Below are 19,416 nucleotides of genomic sequence, written 5' to 3'. Positions count from 1 at the left end.
CTAGCGCGCTCCGTACGCGCCGCCGTTCACGTGGACGACCTGGCCGGTGAGGTGGCCCGCGCCCGGCGCGGCCAGGAACTCGACCGTTTCCGCCACCTCCTCCGGGCGGCCGGCGCGCTTGTTCAACGCCACCGAAATCCGCGAACTCAGCCATTCCTCCGTGAGCGTGCCGTGGAAGAACTCCGTGTCGAGGATAACGCCGGGCGCCACGACGTTGGCCGAACCGGTGTCACCGAGCTGACGCGCCAGGTCCGTGTTCCACGCCTCGATCGCCGCCTTCGCCGCGCCGTACGAGCCGGAGCCTTGCTTCGCCGCGACGGAGCCGAGAGTCACAACCCGTACGTTGTCCGCGAAGCGCGGCTTCAAGGCAGCCGTCACCAGGACGGCGGAGAGGACGTTGGCGTCGAAGTTCGCGTGCCACGCGTCGGCGAGGCCCTGCAGGTCGCCGGGCGCCGGGGCTTCGCGGACCCGGTCGGTGTTGCCGCCCGCGTTGTTGACCAGGACGTCCACCCGGGACGGCAGCTCCGCCAGCGCGGCCTGCACGGCCGCCGGATCGCTCGCGTCGAACGCCACCGCCCGCGCGCCGATCTTCTCCGCCGCCGCTTCGAGCACGTCCTTGCGGCGCCCGGTGACGGTGACCCGCTCGCCCGCCGCCGCGAACCGGGCGGCGATCGCCAGCCCGATGCCCGTGCCGCCTCCGGTGACCACGATTTCCCGCTGTTCGCTCATGCCGTCATCTTCGCGGAGGAAAGCGCTTACCGTCTCGGTTTTCCCGGCGAGCGGGACACGAAATCCCAGTTCGTTAGGATGCTTTACGAATAGGCCTTGACGACGGGCCGCCGCACGGCGAACCTGGACGGACGCCGCAGTCATCGTCCACCCGCCCTCACGGAGGCAGCATGACCCGGCGCTCGTTCTTGCTCGTGGTGACCCTGTTCCTCGCGCTCGCCGGCGGACCGGCGGCGAGCGCGGCCACCACGCAGCCGACCTTCCTCACCTTCTACGGCTGGTGGGACAACACCCCGCCCGGCGGCGACATCTCCTACCCGAAAATCCACAGCACCGCGGGCGGCAAGGGCACGTACGCCGACCCGGTCACCTTCGCCACCAGCAGCGACGAACTCAAGCCCGGCACCAAGGTCTGGGTGCCGCGGATGAAGAAGTACTTCATCATGGAGGACGGCTGCGACGAGTGTTCCGACGACTGGAACAGCCATGGCCCGAACGGCGGTCCCGGGCTGCGGCACATCGACCTCTGGCTCGGCGGCAAGGGCGGCAGCGCCTTCGACGCGATCGACTGCGAAGACGCGCTCACGCACTACAACCCCGACAACACGCCGGTCATGGAACCGGTCGTCGTCGACCCGCCGTCGAACGAGCCGTACGACGCGACGCCGATCTTCAACACCAGCACCGGTGAGTGCTACGGCGGCGCGCAGCCGAACAAGACGGTCGGCCAGTACCGCAACAACTCCACCGGCACCTGCCTCGAAGCCCCGAGCAGCGGCACGACGCTGAAAGTGGCGGCCTGCTCCGGAAGTGACGCGCAGCGGTTCACCTTCCACGGCGCGTTCCTCGTCATCAACGACAAGTGCGCGGGCATCTCCGGCAGCTCGATCGTGCTCCAGACCTGCACCGGCGGCCCGGCCCAGCAGTGGTCGATCAACCCCGACGGCACCATCTCCGACATCCAGACCAGCAGCAAGTGCTTCCGCGCCTCGGGCACCACGCTCACCGCGGGCAGCTGCTCCGGCACCGCCGCCCGGTGGACGTTCACCGCGGCCGGCACCTCAGGTCTCAGCGTGACGCCTTCGTCGGTGTCGGTCGCGCCGGGCGCTTCGGCGACGGCCACCGTGACGTCCGCCGAGGCCGCCACGCTCTCCGCGAGTGGCGCTCCCGCGGGCGTGACCGTCTCCTTCTCCCCCGCGTCGGTGCCGGCCGGCGGCACCTCGACCGTCACGGTCGCCGCAACCACCACCGCGACCCCCGGCTCGGCGACGATCACCCTCACCGGTGGCACGAAAACCGCGTCGCTGGGCGTCACGGTGACCGGTGGCCCGGAAACGCTGCTGTCGCAAGGCAAGGCCGCGACGGCGTCGTCCACCGAGTCGTCGTCGTATCCGGCGAGCGCCGCCGTGGACGGCAACCTGACGAGCACGCGGTGGGCGTCGAAGGAAGGCACCGACCCGCAGTGGCTGCGCGTCGACCTCGGCGCGACCGCCTCGATCTCGCACGTCAAGCTGGCCTGGGAAGCCGCGTACGGCAAGGCGTACAGCGTCCAGACCTCCGCCGACGGCACGGCCTGGACGACGATCTACAGCACCACCACCGGCAACGGCGGCACGGACGACCTCACCGGGTTGGCGGGCACCGGCCGCTACGTCCGGATGAACGGCGTCACCCGCGGCACGTCGTACGGCTACTCGCTGTACGAGCTGCAGGTGTTCGGCACGCCCTGAGTTGCCGGATCGGCAACGAAGTTTGCCTTCCTAGGGACGTCTTCCGCATGCTCGGAAGACGTCCCGAGGAGGAGCTTTGTCCCACACGCACGATCAGCCGATAACCGTCGAGAACCTGCTCAAGCGGGAGTTCTGGGAGGCGCTCTACCAGCGCGACGACCAGATCTGGAGCGGGAACGTCAACGTCAACCTGCGCACCGAGGTCGAGGGGCTGAAACCCGGGCACGCCCTCGACCTCGGCTGCGGCGAGGGTGGCGACGCGATCTGGCTCGCCAAGCTGGGCTGGACCGTCGACGGCGCCGATATCTCGACCACCGCCCTCGCCCGGGCCGAAGCCGCGGGCAAGGAAGCCGGCGTGGACGTCCGGTGGCTGCACCGCGACATCCTGACCTGGCGGCCCGAGGAGAGCTACGACCTGATCTCCGCGCAGTACGTCCACCTCCCGCCGGACCTGCGCCGCGACGTCTTCGGCGCGGCCGCCGCGGCGATCCGGCCCGGCGGCTCGCTGCTGGTCGTCGGGCACTCGCCGAAGGCGATGCGCGAGTTCGACGGCCAGAAACCGCCGCAGGAGCTGTACTTCGAGCCGGAGGAGATCACCACCTACCTCGGCGACGCCGGGCAGTGGGTCGTCGAGACGTGCGAGACGCGCGGCGAGGGCCACCACACCGACGCCGTCTACCGCGCGAAGCGGCTGGAAGCCTAGAAAGAGCGAAGGCCGCTCACCTCCCCCGACGGAGGTGAGCGGCCTTCGCCGGATATCAGGCGAGCTCGAGGCCGTACGCCTGCAGTTCGAGGGTCAGCGGGTAGAAGTAGCTGGTCACGGTGTCGCCGCCGGACAGCGTGCCCAGGCCCTTCGAACCGTCGTACGCCGGGCCGCCGGAGTCGCCGTGGTCGGTGTGCGCGGTGGTGCCGAACTCGTGGTTGAGCACGCCGACGTCGAAGTTGACCGACTCGTCGACCGAGGTCACTTCACCGCTGCCGCCGCCGGTGGTCGAGCCCTGCTTCTGCATCTGCTCGCCGACGGTGGGGGTCGCCGCGCTGGTGATCTGCTGGCCGGTGTTGATCTCGCCGGGCCCGGTGCCGTTCGGGCGGGTCAGCAGGCCGGAGTCGGCGCCGGGGCAGTCGCTCTCGACGACCTGCGCGCCGGAGACGTCGCCGCCGGACCAGGTTCCGCCGAGGTTGGTGCAGTGACCCGCGGTGAGCAGGAACGGCGAACCGCCGCGCGTCACGTTGAAGCCGAGCGAGCAGCGGCCCTGGCTGTTCTGGATCGCGTCGCCGTCCTTGATGTACAGCGACAGCTTGCCGGTGCGGTGCTCGACGCGGACGCTGTCGCCGTACTTCGCGGCGGCCGCGGAGACCTTGTCGGCGGTCTCCTTGCTCGCCGCGTCGTAGACCTTCACCACGACCTGGTTGGTCTTGGTGTCGATGCCCCACGCGGTCTGCGGCACGTTCTTCACCGCGTCCAGCTGGTTCTTGACGCCGGTGAGCGCCGCGAAGGTGTGCTTGACCTTCTTCGCGGTGAAGCCGGCGGCCTGCACCTGCTGCATCGCCGCGTCGTCGACGACGTTCACCACGGCCTTGCCGTTCTCGAGGTAGATGCCGCCGGAAGCGGCGCCGAGCGCGTCGGCCACCTGGGTGGCGGCGGTGATCGCGTGGGCCTGCAGTTCCGCGAAGGCCAGCGGGGACGCAGTGGCGGCCGAAGCGCAAACACCGCTGGTCAGCGCCGCTGCCGACAAGACGGCGAAGGTCTTGAGGGCGGTCTTCCGGGGAGTCATCAACTTCCTCCAGGGTTGCCGTTGAAGTCTGTGCCGACACTTTCGTTGCCAGGCAACCAACGCACTACCGACGAAGGTTGGTTAATAACCAAGGGAACCGGACATACCTCTCAGATCACCCCGAACGGCCTAACGCGCCACCCCCTTCGGCCTACTCGCGCGGCCAGCGGACGTGATCCTCGTACCCGGCGTGCTTCTTCAAGTACCCGGCGATGAACGGGCAGACCGGCACGATCGTCCCGCCCCGGGCGACGACGTCGTCGAGCGCGCCGGCCGCCAGCACCTTGCCCAGGCCCTGCCCGCCGAACGCGTCGTCGATCTCGGTGTGGGTGAACACCGTGAGGTCGCCGCGCCGGTCGTACTGCGCGATTCCCGCCAGCTTCTCCCCCGCCCACAGCTCGTAACGGTCCTCGTCCGGGTTGTCGACCACTCGGTTTCCGTCGGTCATCGGCTCTCCTTCGTCAGGTACGTCCACCATCGTGCGACGCCCGGCCACCGCGTGCTGACCGGGCCGTGCACCACACTGGGCCGGGCGGGGGAAGCGTCCGGCCCGTTCGTGTGCATCCGGCTTGCTTCCCTTGGCGGGCACCGGCTTCCTTTGGTTGCCTCACGGGGTGCCTCAGCAACCGTTCGTCCTCCCCGAGTTCTACATGCCCTACCCGGCGCGCCTGAACCCGCACCTGGAGGGCGCGCGCGAGCACAGCAAGGCGTGGGCGCGCGGAATGGACATGATCGACGTGCCCCAGCACGGCACGGTGATCTGGACCGAGCACGACCTCGACTCCCACGACTACGCGCTGCTCTGCGCCTACACCCACCCGGACGCCGGCGCCGAAGAGCTCGACCTGATCACCGACTGGTACGTCTGGGTCTTCTACTTCGACGACCACTTCCTCGAGCTGTACAAGCGCACCGGCGACATCGACAGCGCGCGGACCTACCTCGACCGGCTCGCCCTGTTCATGCCCGCCGAGGGCGAGATCACCGCGACACCGGAAAACCCGGTCGAGCGCGGCCTGACCGACCTGTGGAACCGGACCGTCCCGCACCGCTCGGCCGGGTGGCGGCGCCGGTTCGTGGAAAGCACGAAGGCGCTGCTGGAAGAGTCGCTGTGGGAGCTGGCCAACATCAACGAGGGCCGGCTTTCCAACCCCATCGAGTACGTCGAGATGCGGCGGAAGGTCGGCGGCGCGCCGTGGTCGGCGAACCTGGTCGAACACTCGGTGCACGCCGAGGTGCCCGACGAGATCGCCGCGTCGCGCCCGATGGAGGTCCTTCGCGACTGCTTCGCCGACAGCGTCCACCTCCGCAACGACCTGTTCTCCTACCAGCGCGAGGTCCAGGACGAGGGCGAGCTGTCCAACGGCGTGCTCGTGTTCGAGGAGTTCCTCGGGCTGACCACCCAGCAGGCGGCCGACGCGGTCAACGACCTGATCACCTCGCGGCTGCACCAGTTCGAACACACCGCCCTCACCGAAGTGCCCGCGCTGTTCGACGAGCACGGGGTCGACCCGGCCGCGCGCGCGGCGACGTTCGCCTACGTCAAGGGCCTGCAGGACTGGCAGTCCGGCGGGCACGAATGGCACCTGCGGTCCAGCCGGTACATGAACGAGGGCGCCCTGGCCGCCCGCGGCGGCCCGGACCTCGGCGGCACCTCGGGCCTCGGGACGTCCGCGGCACGCATCTTCTCCTCGGTGCTCGCCACCGCGCCGCAACGGTTGCGGGCGTACAGCTCGACGCCGTTCCGCGCGGTCGACGTCCCGCGGCCGGCCGTCGACGTGCCGTTCCCGCTGCGGCTGAGCCCGCACCTGGGCACGTGCCGGGTGCGCAACGTCGACTGGGCACGGCGCACGGGCTTCCTCGACGGCGTGGTCTGGGACGAGCGGAAGCTGCGCGCCGCCGACCTGCCGCTGTGCGCGGCGGGCATCCACCCGGACGCCACCGCGGACACCCTCGACGTCACCAGCGACTGGCTGACCTGGGGTACCTACGCGGACGACTACTACCCGGTGGTGTTCGGCGCGACCCGCGACCTGACGGCCGCGAAGGCGTACAACCTCCGCTTGTCGGCGTTCATGCCGGTGGACGACTCGCCGATGCCGATACCGGCGACCGCGCTGGAGGCCGGGCTGGCCGACCTCTGGCCGCGGACCACGGCCGACATGACGCCGGAGAACCGGCGCGCGGTGCGCCGGGCGGTCGACTCGATGACGTCGAGCTGGCTCTGGGAACTGGCGAACCAGGCGCAGAACCGGATCCCGGACCCGATCGACTACGTCGAGATGCGGCGCCGGACGTTCGGCTCGGACCTCACCATGAGCCTGTCCCGGTTCTCGCACGGCCGCTCGGTGCCGCCCGCGTTGTACCGCACCCGGCCGGTGCAGGCGATCGAGCACTCGGCGACGGACGTCGCGTGCCTGATCAACGACCTGTACTCCTACCGCAAGGAGATCCAGTACGAGGGCGAGCTCCACAACGCCGTGCTGGTGGTGCGGAACTTCCTCGACTGCCCGGAAGAGCGCGCGTTCGCGGTGGTCACCGACCTGGTGCACGCCCGGCTGGCGGAGTTCGAGCACGCGGCGGCGATCGAGCTGCCCGCGCTGTTCCGCGACTACGACGTCGCGGCGGACGTGCAGGAGATGCTGCTCGGGTACGTCGGCGAGTTCCGCGACTGGATGGCCGGCATCCTCAACTGGCACGAGAACGTGGGGCGGTACACCGAGACGGAACTGCGGTACCACCCGGTGGCCGCGTCCGTGCTCGGCGGGCCGTCCGGGATCGGGACGTCCTCGCTGCGGATCTCCTCCCTGCTGCCCGCGGGTCGCTGAGCCGCGTTGCCCTGGCCACTCCGCCGGGCGTCCGGGTGCGGCGGAGGCGATACTCGACGGTGTGAGCGGCTTCAACCTGCGTTTCCTCGGCCATTCGACCGTCCGCCTCGAACTCGCCGGCCGGGTCGTGCTGACCGATCCCGTGCTCACCGCGCGGGTCGGCGGCCTGGTCCGCGTGGTTCCCGCGCCGCCGCCCGAAAGCTACGCGGACGTCGATCTCGTCCTGCTCTCGCACCTGCACGGGGACCACCTGCACCTGCCGTCGCTGCGGCTGCTCGGGCGGGACACCCGGATCGTCGTCCCGCGCGGGGCCGGGAGCTGGCTCGCCGGGAAGGGCTTCGAGCGCGTCGAAGAGATCGCGCCCGGGGAGACGCTCACCGAAGGCGAGCTGACCGTCACGGCCACCGAAGCCGTCCACTCCGGACACCGGTGGGGGCCGCGGCTCACCCACGGCCCGCAGAGTCCCGCGATCGGGCACCTGATCAGGAGCGCGGACGTCAGCGTCTACCACGCCGGAGACACCGACCTCTTCGACGGCATGGGCGACCTCGGCCCGGTCGACGTCGCCCTCCTGCCCGTCTGGGGCTGGGGGCCGAACCTCGGCCCCGGCCACCTCGACCCGGCCCGCGCCGCGCGGGCCGCCGCACTGACCGGGGCCCGCGCCGCCGTGCCCGTGCACTGGGGCACGCTCGCCGTCCCCGGCCTGCGGCGCACCGCCCGGATGCGGAGGCTGCTCGCCGATCCGCCGCGGGTCTTCGCGGCCGAAGTGAAAGCGGCGGGCATCGCCACCGAAGTGCTGTTCACCGAGCCCGGCGCCGACGTCGTGCTCCCCGCGCCGACGGACCGCGCGTGAACTGGACGGACCCGGCCGCCCTCGGCTACCCGGCGGTGTTCGGCGGCGTGCTGCTCGGCTCGATCATTCCGATCGTGCCCACCGGCGCGGTGGTCGGCGCCGCGGCCGCCGTCGCGACCAGCAGCGGCCAGCTGTCGTTGCCGCTGGTGATCGTCTTCTCCGTCCTCGGGGCGTACCTCGGCGACGTCGTGACGTTCGGGATCCCGCGCCTGGGCAGCGAAGCCGCGTTCCGCTGGATCAGCAGGCGCCAGCCCGCCGAACGGCTCGAGAAGGCCCGCGAGCAGTTCGCCCGCCGCGGCTGGCAGCTCGTCGTGGTCGGCAGGCTCGTCCCGGCCGGCCGGATCCCGGTGCTGCTCGCGGCGGCCGCGCTGAGCTACCCGTGGCGGCGGCTGCTGCCCGCCGCCTTCGTCGCCTGCGTCCTGTGGGCGACCGCGTACAGCCTGCTCGGCATCGTCAGCGGAGGCGTCTTCGACTCGCCGCTGATCGCGACCCTGCTGGCGACGGTCCTGGTCCTGCTGGTCACGGTGCTCACCAACCTGATCGCCCGGTGGCGGCGCAAGACCAAGGAGCGAGTGTGACGACGACCGCGCCGAAGGGCCGGCTGCTGCGTGGCGGCCGGGCCGTCGCCCGCGTCTTGCTGGTGTGGGTAGCCGTGACCGGGGCGCTGCGCCTGCTCGACGTTCTCCTCCCCGGCTTCGAGATGACGCACTGGTGGCAGCCGACGGTGTGCGCGCTGCTGCTCGGTCTGCTCGCCGGCGTCGTCTGGCCGCTGGTCATGCGGATCGCCTACCCGCTGGCGTTCTTCACCTTCGGCGGCTTCGGGTTCCTGCTCCTCGGCGCCGGGACACTGGCCGTGTTCCGCACCGTGCCCGGGGTCCAGGTCGCGGGGATCCGGACCGCGGTGATCGTCACGCTCGGCATGGCGGCCGTCGGGACGCTCATCTCCAGCCTGCTCGCCATCGACGAAGACGAGATCTTCTTCCGCCGCGCCGCCCGGCGAAGGCGTCGCCACGCTCCCGCGTCCGGCGACGCCGAACTCCCGCCCGGCGTGCTCTTCCTGCAGATCGACGGCCTCGGGTACGACACCGTCCGCCGCGCGATCCGCGACGGCGACATGCCGACGTTCGCCGCGTGGCTCGCCGAGGGCAGCCACGCGCTGACCCGGTGGCACACCGACTGGAGCTCCCAGACCGGGGCGAGCGTCTGCGGCATCCTGCACGGGTCCAACCACGACATCCTCGGTTTCCGCTGGTACGAAAAGGACCGCGACCACGTGATGGCGTGCGCGCACCCGGCCGACGCGGCCGAGATCGAGCGGCGGCATTCGGACGGACGCGGGTTGCTCGCCGGCGACGGCGCGAGCCGCGGCAACCTCTTCTCCGGCGACGCCGCCCACGTCAGCCTCACCATGAGCTCGATCCCGGTGCTGGTGCCGAAGAAACTGCTGCGCCGCCGCCGTGACCGCCTCGGCGCGGGGTACTACGCCTACTTCGCCAACCCGGTCAACGCGCTGCGCACGTTCGCCGTCGCCCTGGCCGACGTCTTCCGCGAGATCACCGCGTCGGTGCGCCAGCGCCGGGCCGGTGTCGTGCCGCGGGTCCCGCGCGGGGGCTGGTACCCCTTGGCCCGGCCGGGCACGACGGTGATCGCGCGCGACGTCGTCGTGTCCGCGATCCTCGGCGACATGCTGGCCGGGCGGCCGGCGGTGTACGCGGACTTCCTCGGCTACGACGAGGTCGCGCACCACTCCGGCATCGAGCGGTTCGACACGCTGTCGGTGCTGCGCTCGATCGACCAGCAGATCGCGCGGCTGCACCGGGCGAGCAGGCTGGCGCCGCGCCGCTACCACGTGGTGGCGCTGTCGGACCACGGCCAGACCCAGGGCCAGGCGTTTTCCCAGCGGTTCGGCGAGACGATCGAGGCGTACGTCGGCCGGGTGTGCGGCGGGACGCCGTCGCCGACGGCGGCGTCTTCCGGGAAGCGGCGGCAGGCCGAGAGCTGGCAGATCAACGCGGCCCTGGCCGAGGCGACGAAGAGCGGCGGCCTGATCGCGCGCCGGCTGCGTGCCCGGGTGGAGGACGCCGAGTGCGCCGAAGACCGGCCGCGCACGACGTCCGGCTCGCCGGGCGCGGTCACCCGCGTGGCGCCGGGCGTGGTGGTGGTCGTGTCCGGGCACATCGCGATGGTTTCGTTCACCGAGCACGAAGGCCGCGTGGAGCTGGAGACGATCGAGCGGGAGTTCCCGGACCTGCTGCCGTCCCTGGTGGACCACCCCGGCGTCGGGTTCCTCCTGGTCCGCAGCCGCGAGTTCGGCCCGGTGGTGCTGGGCCGCGACGGGCTGCACCGGCTGGCGACCGGTGTCGTCATCGGCGAGGACCCCCTGGAACCGTACGGCCCCCACGCGGCGGACCTGATCCGGCGGGTCGACAGTTTCCCGCACTGCGCGGATGTCATGATCAACAGCCGGTACGACCCGGATTCCGACCAGGCGTCGCCGTTCGAGACGCACGTGGGCTCGCACGGCGGGCTGGGCGGGCCGCAGCAGCGCGGTTTCGTCGTGCACCCGCGCGAACTGGCCTCCCCCGGCGAGGTCGTCGGGGCGGAGGCGCTGCACCGGGTGTTCCGCGGCTGGCTGACGGACTTGGGTCACGCCCGGGTGGAAACCCCTGTTACGGAGGTAGTTTCGTGAAGCTGACCGTGTATGGCGCGGGCTGGTGCCCGGACGTGAAGCGCAGCCGCGCGCTGCTCGACCGCGAAGGCGTCGAATACTCCTATGTGGACGTCGAGGCGGACGCGGAGGCCGAGCAGCGGGTCCGCGAGCTGCAGGACGGCGCCCGCCGCATCCCGACGATCGTGTGGGACGACGGCACGTTCCTGGTCGAGCCGTCGGACGAGGAGCTGAGCGGGCGGCTGTGAAACTGCTGCGAGAACTGCCGCTCGGCACGCGGGTCGTCGTGCGCTACCGGATCGAGGGCGGGTTCACCGACGCGCTCGGCGACCTGGTGGCGCGCGACTCGGCGACATGCACGATCGAGACCCGGCGCGGGCCGGTCGTCGTCGAGTTCTCCGCTGTCACCCTCGCCAAGCCCGTGCCCCCGCCGCCGGTCCGGAAATCGGGTGGCGGCCCAGCGGCCGCTTTGTGACCATCGAGGCATGTTCGACGAGCTGGTGGCCGAGGCCGAAGCGGTGTCCGTCGACGGCTGGGACTTCTCCTGGCTCGACGGCCGCCCTTCCTTGCCGCCGCTGATGGTGGCCACCGAGTCTTGGCCGCCGAACATCGGGCGCGCTTCGGCCCGGCTCCGGCCGCGCGGTGCCGTCGTCGTGGCCACCGCGGATTTCCCCTTTCGCGACAACAGGGACAAGCTGAGGGAGCTGTACGAGAAGATCGAGCGGGACGGCCCGTTCGTCGCCCACACGACCCGGTTCCTCATCGAGGCCCGGAAGCCTTGACGATCGCCGCTTCGACGCCGTCCAGCAGCAGCTCCAAGCCCGCCTCGAACGACAGCCGCGCCTCGCGCTCCAGGTAGGGCTCGTCGGACGCGGCTTCGACCGACGGGCCCAGCCGGGCCACCGTCGGGAACCGCGCCGTCAGGTCCGGCGCCAGCTCGCCCAGCAGCGCCGACCGTGCGTACCACCAGTCCTCTTCGGACTGTCCCGTCTCCTGCGCGGCCTGGCGGGACTCCGCCGCCGCCTGGACCGAGCCGCGGACGATGTTGAACAGCGCCGCCACCACCCACCGGACCCGGGACAACGGCAGCCCCGTCGCAGCCAAAACCGAAAGCAGCGTCTCCTGGACGTGGAACTCCCCCGGTCCGAGCACCGGGCGCGCCGGCGAGACCTGCAGCAGCCACGGGTGCCGCAGATGCAGGTCCCACAACGCATCAGCCAAGGCCACCGCCGCCGGACGCCAACCGTCGGAAGCCGGAAAAGCCGACGGCAGCTCCCCGAGCGTCCGGTCGTACATGAGGTCGACCAGCTCGGTCTTGCCCGGCACGTACGTGTAGAGCGCCATCGCCGTGCGGCCGAGGCGCTCGCCGACCGACCGCATCGACAGCGCGCCCATGCCCTCGGCGTCCGCTATCTCGATCGCCGCCGCGACGATCGCCTCGACCGACAGGCCCGGCTTGGGGCCCGGGCCGGTGCGCGGGGCGACCACGCGCGGCCCCCACAGCAGCTCCATGGACCGGCGGGCGTCGCCCTGACCCGCGAAGACGACCACCTTGCCGACTCCTTACACCCTAAAGTAATGTACTCTGAGAATCATTTTACAGCCTAAAGTATCAAGAAGGACGGTATGACCTCACCCAGGCGGGCCGCCGACACCCACGACGTGATCGAGGTCCGGGGCGCCCGGGAGAACAACCTCACCGGCATCGACCTCGACATCCCGAAGCGGCGGCTCACGGTCTTCACCGGCGTCTCCGGCTCCGGCAAGTCGTCCCTGGTCTTCGGCACCATCGCGGCCGAGTCGCAGCGGCTGATCAACGAGACCTACAGCGCCTTCCTCCAGTCGTTCATGCCGAGCCTCTCGCGCCCGGACGTCGACCTGCTGGAGAACCTCAGCGCGGCCATCGTCGTCGACCAGGAGCGGATGGGCGCCAACTCGCGCTCCACGGTCGGCACCGCGACCGACGCCTACGCGATGCTGCGGATCGCCTTCTCGCGGCTCGGCGAACCGTACGTCGGCTCGTCCGGCGCGTTCAGCTTCAACCTGCCCGAGGGCATGTGCCCGGCCTGCGAGGGGCTCGGCCGGGTGTCGGACCTCGACGTCCACGCCCTGCTCGACTTCGACCGCTCGCTCAACGAAGGCGCGGTCCTCGTCCCCGGCTGGGCGCCCGACAACTGGTACGTCCAGATCTACGTGACCTCCGGTTTCTTCGACCCGGACGCGAAGATCCGCGACTTCACCCCGGAGCAGCTGGACGACCTGCTGTACAAGGGGCCGTGCAAGGTGAAGGTCGGCAAGAACAACCTCACCTACGAAGGCCTCGCGGTGAAGGTCAAGCGGCTCTACCTGCAGAAGGACACCGAATCGCTGCAGTCGCACCTGCGCGCGTTCGTCGAGAAGGCCGCGACGTTCAAGACCTGCGGCGAGTGCGGCGGCGCGCGGCTGAACCAGGCCGCGTTGTCGGCGAAGATCGACGGGAAGAACATCGCCGACTGCGCGGCCATGCAGATCAGCGACCTCGCCGAGTTCGTCCGGAACCTCGAGGCGCCGTCGATCCGGCCGTTGCTGGGCAACCTGCGTGACACCCTCGACTCGCTGGTCGAGATCGGCCTCGGCTACCTCTCGCTCGACCGCGAGTCCGCGACGCTCTCGGGCGGCGAGGCGCAGCGCGTGAAGATGGTGCGCCACCTGGGTTCCAGCCTCACCGACGTCACCTACGTCTTCGACGAGCCGACCGTCGGGCTGCACCCGCACGACATCGAGCGGATGAACAACCTGCTGCTCTGCCTGCGGGACAAGGGGAACACGATCCTGGTCGTCGAGCACAAGCCGGAGACGATCCGGGTCGCCGACCACGTCGTCGACCTCGGTCCCGGCGCGGGCGCCGAAGGCGGCCGGCTCTGCTACACCGGCGACGTCGACGGGCTGCGCGCGTCCGGCACGCTCACCGGCCGCCACCTCGACCACCGCGTCACGCTGCGCCCCGAGCCGCGCAAGCCATCCGGCCACGTCTCGATCACCGGCGCGAAGCTGCACAACCTGCGTGACGTCAGCGTGGACGTCCCGCTCGGCGTGCTGACCGTCGTCACCGGCGTCGCGGGCTCCGGGAAGTCGTCGCTGATCCACGGCTCGCTGGCCCACCGGGACGACGTGGTCGTGGTCGACCAGTCGGCGATCCGCGGGTCGCGGCGGTCCAACCCGGCGACCTACACCGGCCTGCTCGACCCGATCCGCGCGGCCTTCGCCAAGGCCAACGGCGTCAAGGCGAGCCTGTTCAGCGCCAACTCCGAAGGCGCCTGCCCGAAGTGCAAGGGGCTCGGCGTGATCTACACCGACCTGGCGATGATGGCCGGGGTCGCGTCCGTCTGCGAGGAGTGCGAAGGCAAGCGGTTCACGCCGAAGGTGCTCACGTTCGAGCTGCGCGGCAAGAACATCAGCGAAGTACTGGCGATGTCCGTCGCCGAAGCCCGCGAGTTCTTCCCGACCGGCACCGCGCGGACCGTGCTCGACCGCCTCGCCGACGTCGGCCTCGGCTACCTGACGCTCGGGCAGCCGCTGACCACGCTCTCCGGCGGTGAGCGGCAGCGGCTCAAGCTGGCGATCCGGATGGCCGAGAAGGGCTCGACGTACATCCTCGACGAGCCGACGACCGGCCTGCACCTCGCCGACGTCGACCAGCTCCTGGCGCTGCTGGACCGGATCGTCGACGCGGGCAACACGGTGATCGTCATCGAGCACCACCAGGCCGTCATGGCCCACGCCGACTGGCTCATCGACCTCGGCCCCGGCGCCGGCCACGACGGCGGCCGGGTCGTCTTCGAAGGCACGCCCGCCCGGCTGGTCGCCGACGCGTCCACGCTCACCGCCCGCCACCTGCGCGAATACCTGGGGAAACCATGAACCCGACCGGCCTGCTCGAAGTCACGGCGGTGCGGCGCGTGACCCCGCGCACCGCGCGCGTCACCTTCACCGGAGACGGCCTCGGCGAGCTGGAGCCGTGGCCGGACCAGCAGCTCAAGCTCCTGTTCCCGCCACCGGGCCGCCCGGTGCGCCTCCCAGACGCGGGCGGCGACGTCATGCGCTGGTACCAGGCGTACCTCGCGATCCCGTCCGAAGAACGGCCGGTGATGCGCAGCTACACCGTGCGCTCGCGGGATTGCGACACAATCGACGTAGACTTCGTGCTGCACCCCGGCCCGGCGGGACCGGCCACGGCCTGGGCGTTTCGAGCGGCGCCGGGCGACGTCCTGGGCCGCTACGGGCCGGACGCCGCCTACCGCCGTCCACTGTCCACAGCGGACACTCTGCTGATCGCCGGTGACGAAACGACGGTGCCCGCGGTGTCCACCATTTTGTCCGAAGTGGACAATGCGGTGGTGTTCCTCGAGGTGGCCGACGCGGCGGAGGAGCAGCCGCTGCCCGGCGAGGTCCACTGGCTGCACCGGGACGGCACCGAGCACGGCAGCCGGTTGCTGGAGGCCGTCCGCGAGGCGAAGCTCCCCGACGGCTCGGTGGCCGCGTGGCTGGCGGGCGAGGCGGGAATGGTCCGGTCGCTGCGCCGTCACCTCGTCGGCGAGCGCGGGCTCGACAAGGGCGTCATCGAGTTCACCGGGTACTGGCGGCGCAGCCTGACCCAGGACGACGCCCCGACGCCCGAGGATCTCGCCGACGCGGCGGAAAAGGTGGGAGACTCGGCCGGGTGGAAGGGGAACTGACGGCATCGGGCATCGACCCGGCTTCGGTGGTGGCGGCCGAGGAAATCGGCGGCGGTACGTACAACACGGCGGTCCGGCTGAGACTGGCCGACGGACGTCGGCTGGTCCTGAAGATCGCGCCGTCCGCACCGGGGCTGACGTACGAACACGACCTCCTGGACACCGAGGCGGAGTACTACCGCCGGGTTCCGGGGCCGCTGCCGTCCGTCGTCGGCGCCGGTCCCGGGTTCCTGCTGATGACGGAGGTGCCCGGCGTTCCCTGGCACGGCTCGCCGGTCACCGACCGGCCGCGGCTGCGCCGGGAGCTCGGCGGGATCGTGGCCGGACTCCACGAGGTGACCGGCGAGGGGTTCGGCTACCTCCGGGAGCCCCTCCACCCGACGTGGCCGGCGGCGTTCACGTCAATGGTGGACACGGTGCTCGCGGACGCCGTCCGGTACGGGGTACGCCTGCCTCGGCCGGCCGCGGAGATCGCCCACCTCGTCCGGCGCCACGAGCCGCTGCTGGAGCTGGTCACCACACCGGTGCTGGTCCACTTCGACCTGTGGGACGGCAACATCCTCGTAGAAGGCGGCCGCGTGTCGGGCATCATCGACGCGGAACGCGCGTTCTGGGGCGACCCGGTGGCGGAGTTCGTCTCGCTGACGCTGTTCCGCGACCTCGACACCGAACTGGTGGAGGGCTACCGCGCGGCAGGCGGCCCGGTTCGATGGGACGCGCCCGCCCGGCGGCGCCTGGCGCTGTACCGGGTGTACCTGGATCTGATCATGGTGGCCGAGATGGTGCCGCGGAAGGACCAGGACGCGGACCGGGCACGCTTCCTCACCACCCTGCTGAGCGACGACCTCGATGCCGTGCAGCGGGCGCTCTGATCACGCGAAGACCAGGGAGATCAGCTCGTCGACGAACGGCTCCACCAGCTCAGCCCCGGTCCGGTTGAGGACGCTGTGGAACAGCGCCACCCGCCCGTGCGCGCCGACGAACACCACGGCGGCCGCGCGGCCCGGGGTGACCCTCAGCGGGTGACCGGCTTCGACGCAGCGCTCGAAGCCCGCCGCCAGGCGGTCGATCACGTCCAGGAGCGGGCCCTCCGCGCGGGCGCCGGGATCCGGGCGTGACGCGCCGTTCGCGAGCATCAGCCGGTAATGCCCCGGATTCTCCATGGCGAACGTGCAGTACGCGTGAATCTGCGCCCGCACCCGGCCGACGACGTCGGTTTCGCCCAGCGTCTCCTCCGCCGCGCGCATCGAATCCCGCAGCCGCGTGTATTCGTGGTCCAGCAGACCGCGCACCAATTCCGCGCGATCGGAAAAATGCTGGTAGATGCTCGCCGGGGCGATGCCGACGGCGCGCGCCACCCCGCGGATCGTCAGCCCGTCCTCGCCACCGAGCTCGGCGAGCAACCGGCCCGCCGCGGCCAGGATCTCCCCACGCAGCCGTTCCCCTTCGCCCCAGCGGTTCCTCGTTCGGCCGTTTCCGGCTTCGACGTTTTCCGGCACCCACCCATTCATACGCCCGCGGCCGCCGGGCCTGTGTTCCGGGGTCCCCGACACGGGGACCCCGGAAGCGTCAGTGGTTGTTCACGAACTGCCGGGCGAGTGCTTCGCCGGTGCTCACGGCGTTGGCGTGGCTCTCGATCGGCGTCACCTTCGAATTCTTGAAGAAAAGATAGGTGACGCCCGAGTCCGTGCCGCCGTTCGACGGGTCCGGGTTGATCCCGAGCGAACTCGCGGTCGCGTAGGACGCCTCGCCGATGATGTCGGTCGGCCCGGTGTCGCCGACCGCGGCATAGGTGACCTGGTTGTTGTAGATCACCGCCACCACGCCGGCGCCCGCGATGCCGAACTTCCGGTAGTCCCAGGTGCTGCTGGGGCTCGGCACCACGACGTACGGCAGCGCCGCGGCGTTCAGCGGCTTCCCGTCGGACTGGTGGAACGCGGTGTCGGCCTGGAAGCAGCAGTCGGTGTTCTCGTTGCACTGCGAGGTCCGCTGGCCGTCGCAGTCGATGTCCATGTCGGCCTTCCAGAAGACCGCGTCCGAGAGCCCGCACACCGGGATCGTCCGGCCCGTCTCGGAGTCGGTCTTGTACTTGCCGCTGGAAATCTGGCTGCACGACGTCAGCTTCGAAAGCAGCTCGGACGCGCTCGGCGCCCCACCGCCGCCCCCGGAGTCGCCGACGGTCAGCGAATCGACGTTCGGGCCGCCGTTCGCGGTCGTCGCGGTGGCCCGGACGGTGTGCGCGCCCGCGGTCAGCGTCGCGGTCACCGCCGTGGTGGCCCACGTCGTCCAGGCGCCGGTCCCGGCGAACGACGGCGTCGCGACGGTCGTGCCGTCCACGGCGATGGCCATCGGCCGGGCGGTGGTCGTGCCGTTGGCGAACCGGAGCGTCAGCGTCGTGCTGCCGTCGGCGGCGACCGACACCGGCCACTGGACGTAGGAGCCGGTCAGGTTGTCGTAGTTGACGAAGCCGGTGCCGGTGAAGCCGGCGTGGTCGGAGTTGACCGCGCCTTGCGAGATGGTGGCGTTCTCGGCTTCGTAGGTGACTGTCGCGGCGTTCGCGGCCGTGGGCGCGATCAGGAACGCGCCGACGGCCGCGATCGCCATGGCGATCGCCCGGGGTCTGTGCATGAGGACCTCCGACAGTTAGGAAAGTTTCCTTACTGTCGGAAAACGCTAAGTCGACATACTGCCACGGTCAATACGAACCGGGCGGACTCCCGTTGACCGGGAAGCCGTTCAGCGGGCCGACACCGTCCGAAGTGGACTCAGGCAGCCAGTTCCGGGTACAGCGCGGTGAGGTCGCCGGACAGCCCGGCCCGCACGTTCCGGCTGAGGTCGTCGGCGAGCACCTCGAAGCGGCCCTGCGCGACGCCGTCGAGCGCGAGACCCGCCACGACCGCCGGGTCGGCCTTCGGCCCGTCGACGTTCTTGGCCATGTCGGTGTCCATGTAGCCGACGTGCAGCCCGGTCACCAGGGTCTTCTGCGGGGCCAGCTCCTGACGCAGCGCGTTCGTCAGCGACCAGGCCGCCGCCTTCGCGGCGGAGTAGGCCGCGACGCGCGGGGCCGTCCACCAGGACAGGACCGAAAGCACGTTGAGCACCGCGCCGCCGCCGTTGCGCTCCAGCACGGGCGCGAACTCGCGCGTCACGGCCAGGGTGCCGAAGTAGTGCGTGTCCATCTCCAGCCGGATGTCGTCGAGGGACCCGCCGAGCAGCGACGCCCCGGTGGACGAGCCGGCGTTGTTGACCAGCAGCATGACGTCGGTCGCGACCGCGGCGGCCGCCCTGATCGACTCCGGGTCGGTGACGTCGAGACGCAGCGGGATCACACCCGGCAGGTCGACCGACTCGGGATTCCGCGCGGCGGCGTAGACCTTGGCCGCACCCCGCTCGAGGAGGGCGGCGGCGAACTGGCGGCCGAGTCCCCGGTTGGCTCCGGTGACCAGCGCCACCGCACCCGTGATCTCCATGACGAACTCCTCTCGCATCTGACTTGCTCGTTGCAAGCTAGCTAAGACCGACCCTACGACGTAAGCTTGCTGGGAGCAAGTCAGCACGAAGGGATCACACGATGAGCCGCCGCATCACGTGGGAGGACGCTTCCTGCCCGATCGCCCGCGCCGCCGACGTCCTCGGCGAGCCGTGGACGCTGCTGATCCTGCGCAACGCCACCGCGGGCACCACCCGCTTCGAGGACTTCCGCGCCCAGCTCGGCATCGCCGACAACGTGCTGACGACCCGGCTGGGCAAGCTCGTCGACCGCGGCCTGCTGACGAAGCTCCCCTACCGGGACGGCGGCCGCACCCGGCACGAGTACCGCCTCACGCAGGCCGGCTCGGACGCGTTGCCGGTGCTGCACGCGCTCGGCGCGTGGGGCGACGCGCACACCGGGGCGAAGAGCGCGTACGGCCCGATGAACCTGGTCCACACCCGCTGCGGGCAGCTCACGCGGCCGGGCGCGAAGTGCGACAGCTGCGGAAAACCCCTGGTGAGGGCCGACCTCGCGTGGCGCGGCTCGTGGCTCGGCGAGGACGAGATCCCCCTGGCGGATCCGGTCGCCTGAGCCGGACTCGAACCGGGCAAAGATCGGACGAATCCGCAGCGGCTACGTTCGGGGC

Annotated in this window: 20 protein-coding genes; 13 read left to right on the top strand and 7 right to left on the bottom strand. The window is 71.0% G+C overall.

Going from position 1 to position 19,416, the window contains the following annotated elements; genetic code table 11:
• Positions 1-729, bottom strand: a complete 729-nt coding sequence (locus tag CF165_RS25485) for an SDR family oxidoreductase (protein WP_093950090.1) — start codon at positions 727-729, stop codon at positions 1-3.
• A 170-nt stretch (positions 730-899) separates the two neighbouring features.
• Between CF165_RS25485 and CF165_RS25480 the strand changes: the two genes are divergently transcribed.
• Both CF165_RS25480 and CF165_RS25475 read left to right on the top strand, forming a co-directional pair.
• Positions 900-2,459: a discoidin domain-containing protein gene (locus tag CF165_RS25480; RefSeq protein ID WP_093950089.1), complete on the top strand. Its 1,560-nt coding sequence runs from the start codon at positions 900-902 to the stop codon at positions 2,457-2,459.
• A gap of 76 nt (positions 2,460-2,535) precedes the next feature.
• Positions 2,536-3,162 (top strand): SAM-dependent methyltransferase, encoded by a 627-nt coding sequence (locus tag CF165_RS25475; RefSeq protein ID WP_093950088.1) that lies wholly within the window; start codon positions 2,536-2,538, stop codon positions 3,160-3,162.
• Positions 3,163-3,217: 55 nt separating this feature from the next.
• On the opposite strand, the gene CF165_RS25470 is transcribed toward CF165_RS25475, so the two are convergent.
• Entirely contained in the window at positions 3,218-4,234 is a 1,017-nt protein-coding gene (locus tag CF165_RS25470) for a S1 family peptidase (protein ID WP_093950087.1), read from the bottom strand.
• A 151-nt stretch (positions 4,235-4,385) separates the two neighbouring features.
• Positions 4,386-4,682: a GNAT family N-acetyltransferase gene (locus tag CF165_RS25465; RefSeq protein WP_093950086.1), complete on the bottom strand. Its 297-nt coding sequence runs from the start codon at positions 4,680-4,682 to the stop codon at positions 4,386-4,388.
• Positions 4,683-4,884: 202 nt separating this feature from the next.
• Between CF165_RS25465 and CF165_RS25460 the strand changes: the two genes are divergently transcribed.
• The 7 genes from CF165_RS25460 (at position 4,885) to CF165_RS25430 (ending at position 11,365) form a co-directional block, all read left to right on the top strand.
• Entirely contained in the window at positions 4,885-7,062 is a 2,178-nt protein-coding gene (locus tag CF165_RS25460; protein WP_167441569.1) for a terpene synthase family protein, read from the top strand.
• 61 nt (positions 7,063-7,123) lie between these two features.
• Positions 7,124-7,915 carry an MBL fold metallo-hydrolase gene (locus tag CF165_RS25455; protein ID WP_093950084.1) on the top strand — a complete coding sequence of 264 codons (792 nt, stop codon included), beginning with the start codon at positions 7,124-7,126 and terminating at the stop codon, positions 7,913-7,915.
• On the top strand, positions 7,912-8,493 hold the full coding sequence (locus CF165_RS25450) for a DedA family protein (RefSeq protein ID WP_093950083.1): 582 nt from the start codon (positions 7,912-7,914) through the stop codon (positions 8,491-8,493). Before CF165_RS25455 ends, CF165_RS25450 begins: the two co-directional genes overlap by 4 nt.
• Complete coding sequence (locus CF165_RS25445; RefSeq protein WP_093950082.1) at positions 8,490-10,604, top strand: phage holin family protein; 2,115 nt, start codon at positions 8,490-8,492, stop codon at positions 10,602-10,604. Before CF165_RS25450 ends, CF165_RS25445 begins: the two co-directional genes overlap by 4 nt.
• Positions 10,601-10,831, top strand: coding sequence for a glutaredoxin domain-containing protein (locus CF165_RS25440; protein ID WP_093950081.1), 231 nt, complete (start codon positions 10,601-10,603; stop codon positions 10,829-10,831). The genes CF165_RS25445 and CF165_RS25440 overlap by 4 nt, the downstream gene beginning before the upstream one ends.
• Positions 10,828-11,058: a putative acetyltransferase gene (locus CF165_RS25435; protein WP_093950080.1), complete on the top strand. Its 231-nt coding sequence runs from the start codon at positions 10,828-10,830 to the stop codon at positions 11,056-11,058. Before CF165_RS25440 ends, CF165_RS25435 begins: the two co-directional genes overlap by 4 nt.
• Positions 11,059-11,068: 10 nt before the next feature.
• Positions 11,069-11,365 carry a hypothetical protein gene (locus tag CF165_RS25430; protein ID WP_093950079.1) on the top strand — a complete coding sequence of 99 codons (297 nt, stop codon included), beginning with the start codon at positions 11,069-11,071 and terminating at the stop codon, positions 11,363-11,365.
• Here CF165_RS25430 and CF165_RS25425 read toward each other — a convergent pair.
• Positions 11,343-12,134: a TetR/AcrR family transcriptional regulator C-terminal domain-containing protein gene (locus CF165_RS25425; protein ID WP_093950078.1), complete on the bottom strand. Its 792-nt coding sequence runs from the start codon at positions 12,132-12,134 to the stop codon at positions 11,343-11,345. The two genes, CF165_RS25430 and CF165_RS25425, sit on opposite strands and share 23 nt — an antisense overlap.
• A gap of 75 nt (positions 12,135-12,209) precedes the next feature.
• Here CF165_RS25425 and CF165_RS25420 point away from each other — a divergent pair, with 75 nt between their 5' ends.
• Genes CF165_RS25420 through CF165_RS25410 form a run of 3 tightly spaced genes read left to right on the top strand, consistent with a single transcriptional unit; the run spans position 12,210 to position 16,170 of the window.
• Positions 12,210-14,483, top strand: a complete 2,274-nt coding sequence (locus CF165_RS25420) for an ATP-binding cassette domain-containing protein (RefSeq protein ID WP_093950077.1) — start codon at positions 12,210-12,212, stop codon at positions 14,481-14,483.
• Positions 14,480-15,298, top strand: a complete 819-nt coding sequence (locus CF165_RS25415) for a siderophore-interacting protein (protein ID WP_093950076.1) — start codon at positions 14,480-14,482, stop codon at positions 15,296-15,298. The genes CF165_RS25420 and CF165_RS25415 overlap by 4 nt, the downstream gene beginning before the upstream one ends.
• Entirely contained in the window at positions 15,283-16,170 is an 888-nt protein-coding gene (locus tag CF165_RS25410) for a phosphotransferase family protein (protein ID WP_093950075.1), read from the top strand. The genes CF165_RS25415 and CF165_RS25410 overlap by 16 nt, the downstream gene beginning before the upstream one ends.
• Here CF165_RS25410 and CF165_RS25405 read toward each other — a convergent pair whose 3' ends face one another.
• The 3 genes from CF165_RS25405 to CF165_RS25395 all read right to left on the bottom strand — a co-directional run bounded on the left by CF165_RS25405 (position 16,171) and on the right by CF165_RS25395 (position 18,768).
• Positions 16,171-16,734 carry a TetR/AcrR family transcriptional regulator gene (locus tag CF165_RS25405; RefSeq protein ID WP_093950163.1) on the bottom strand — a complete coding sequence of 188 codons (564 nt, stop codon included), beginning with the start codon at positions 16,732-16,734 and terminating at the stop codon, positions 16,171-16,173.
• 133 nt (positions 16,735-16,867) lie between these two features.
• Positions 16,868-17,902 carry a glycoside hydrolase family 75 protein gene (locus CF165_RS54105; protein ID WP_093950162.1) on the bottom strand — a complete coding sequence of 345 codons (1,035 nt, stop codon included), beginning with the start codon at positions 17,900-17,902 and terminating at the stop codon, positions 16,868-16,870.
• A gap of 161 nt (positions 17,903-18,063) precedes the next feature.
• On the bottom strand, positions 18,064-18,768 hold the full coding sequence (locus CF165_RS25395) for an SDR family oxidoreductase (RefSeq protein WP_093950161.1): 705 nt from the start codon (positions 18,766-18,768) through the stop codon (positions 18,064-18,066).
• Between the two features lie 101 nt (positions 18,769-18,869).
• Between CF165_RS25395 and CF165_RS25390 the strand changes: the two genes are divergently transcribed.
• On the top strand, positions 18,870-19,361 hold the full coding sequence (locus CF165_RS25390) for a winged helix-turn-helix transcriptional regulator (protein WP_093950074.1): 492 nt from the start codon (positions 18,870-18,872) through the stop codon (positions 19,359-19,361).
• The last annotated feature ends 55 nt before the right edge of the window (positions 19,362-19,416 follow it).

Origin of the sequence: Amycolatopsis vastitatis (assembly GCF_002234595.1) — a bacterium.
GTDB lineage: Bacteria > Actinomycetota > Actinomycetes > Mycobacteriales > Pseudonocardiaceae > Amycolatopsis > Amycolatopsis vastitatis.
The sequence above is the reverse complement of the archived record's forward strand: the minus strand, read 5'-3'. Positions and strand labels throughout refer to the sequence as shown.

Coding starts and splice junctions, on each gene's coding strand:
- CF165_RS25465 (WP_093950086.1), bottom strand. CDS start 4,682: ATGACCGACGGAAACCGAGTGGTCGACAACCCGGACGAGGACCGTTAC.
- CF165_RS25430 (WP_093950079.1), top strand. CDS start 11,069: ATGTTCGACGAGCTGGTGGCCGAGGCCGAAGCGGTGTCCGTCGACGGC.
- CF165_RS25480 (WP_093950089.1), top strand. CDS start 900: ATGACCCGGCGCTCGTTCTTGCTCGTGGTGACCCTGTTCCTCGCGCTC.
- CF165_RS25415 (WP_093950076.1), top strand. CDS start 14,480: ATGAACCCGACCGGCCTGCTCGAAGTCACGGCGGTGCGGCGCGTGACC.
- CF165_RS25395 (WP_093950161.1), bottom strand. CDS start 18,768: ATGGAGATCACGGGTGCGGTGGCGCTGGTCACCGGAGCCAACCGGGGA.
- CF165_RS54105 (WP_093950162.1), bottom strand. CDS start 17,902: ATGGCGATCGCGGCCGTCGGCGCGTTCCTGATCGCGCCCACGGCCGCG.
- CF165_RS25390 (WP_093950074.1), top strand. CDS start 18,870: ATGAGCCGCCGCATCACGTGGGAGGACGCTTCCTGCCCGATCGCCCGC.
- CF165_RS25485 (WP_093950090.1), bottom strand. CDS start 729: ATGAGCGAACAGCGGGAAATCGTGGTCACCGGAGGCGGCACGGGCATC.
- CF165_RS25470 (WP_093950087.1), bottom strand. CDS start 4,234: ATGACTCCCCGGAAGACCGCCCTCAAGACCTTCGCCGTCTTGTCGGCA.
- CF165_RS25460 (WP_167441569.1), top strand. CDS start 4,885: ATGCCCTACCCGGCGCGCCTGAACCCGCACCTGGAGGGCGCGCGCGAG.
- CF165_RS25420 (WP_093950077.1), top strand. CDS start 12,210: ATGACCTCACCCAGGCGGGCCGCCGACACCCACGACGTGATCGAGGTC.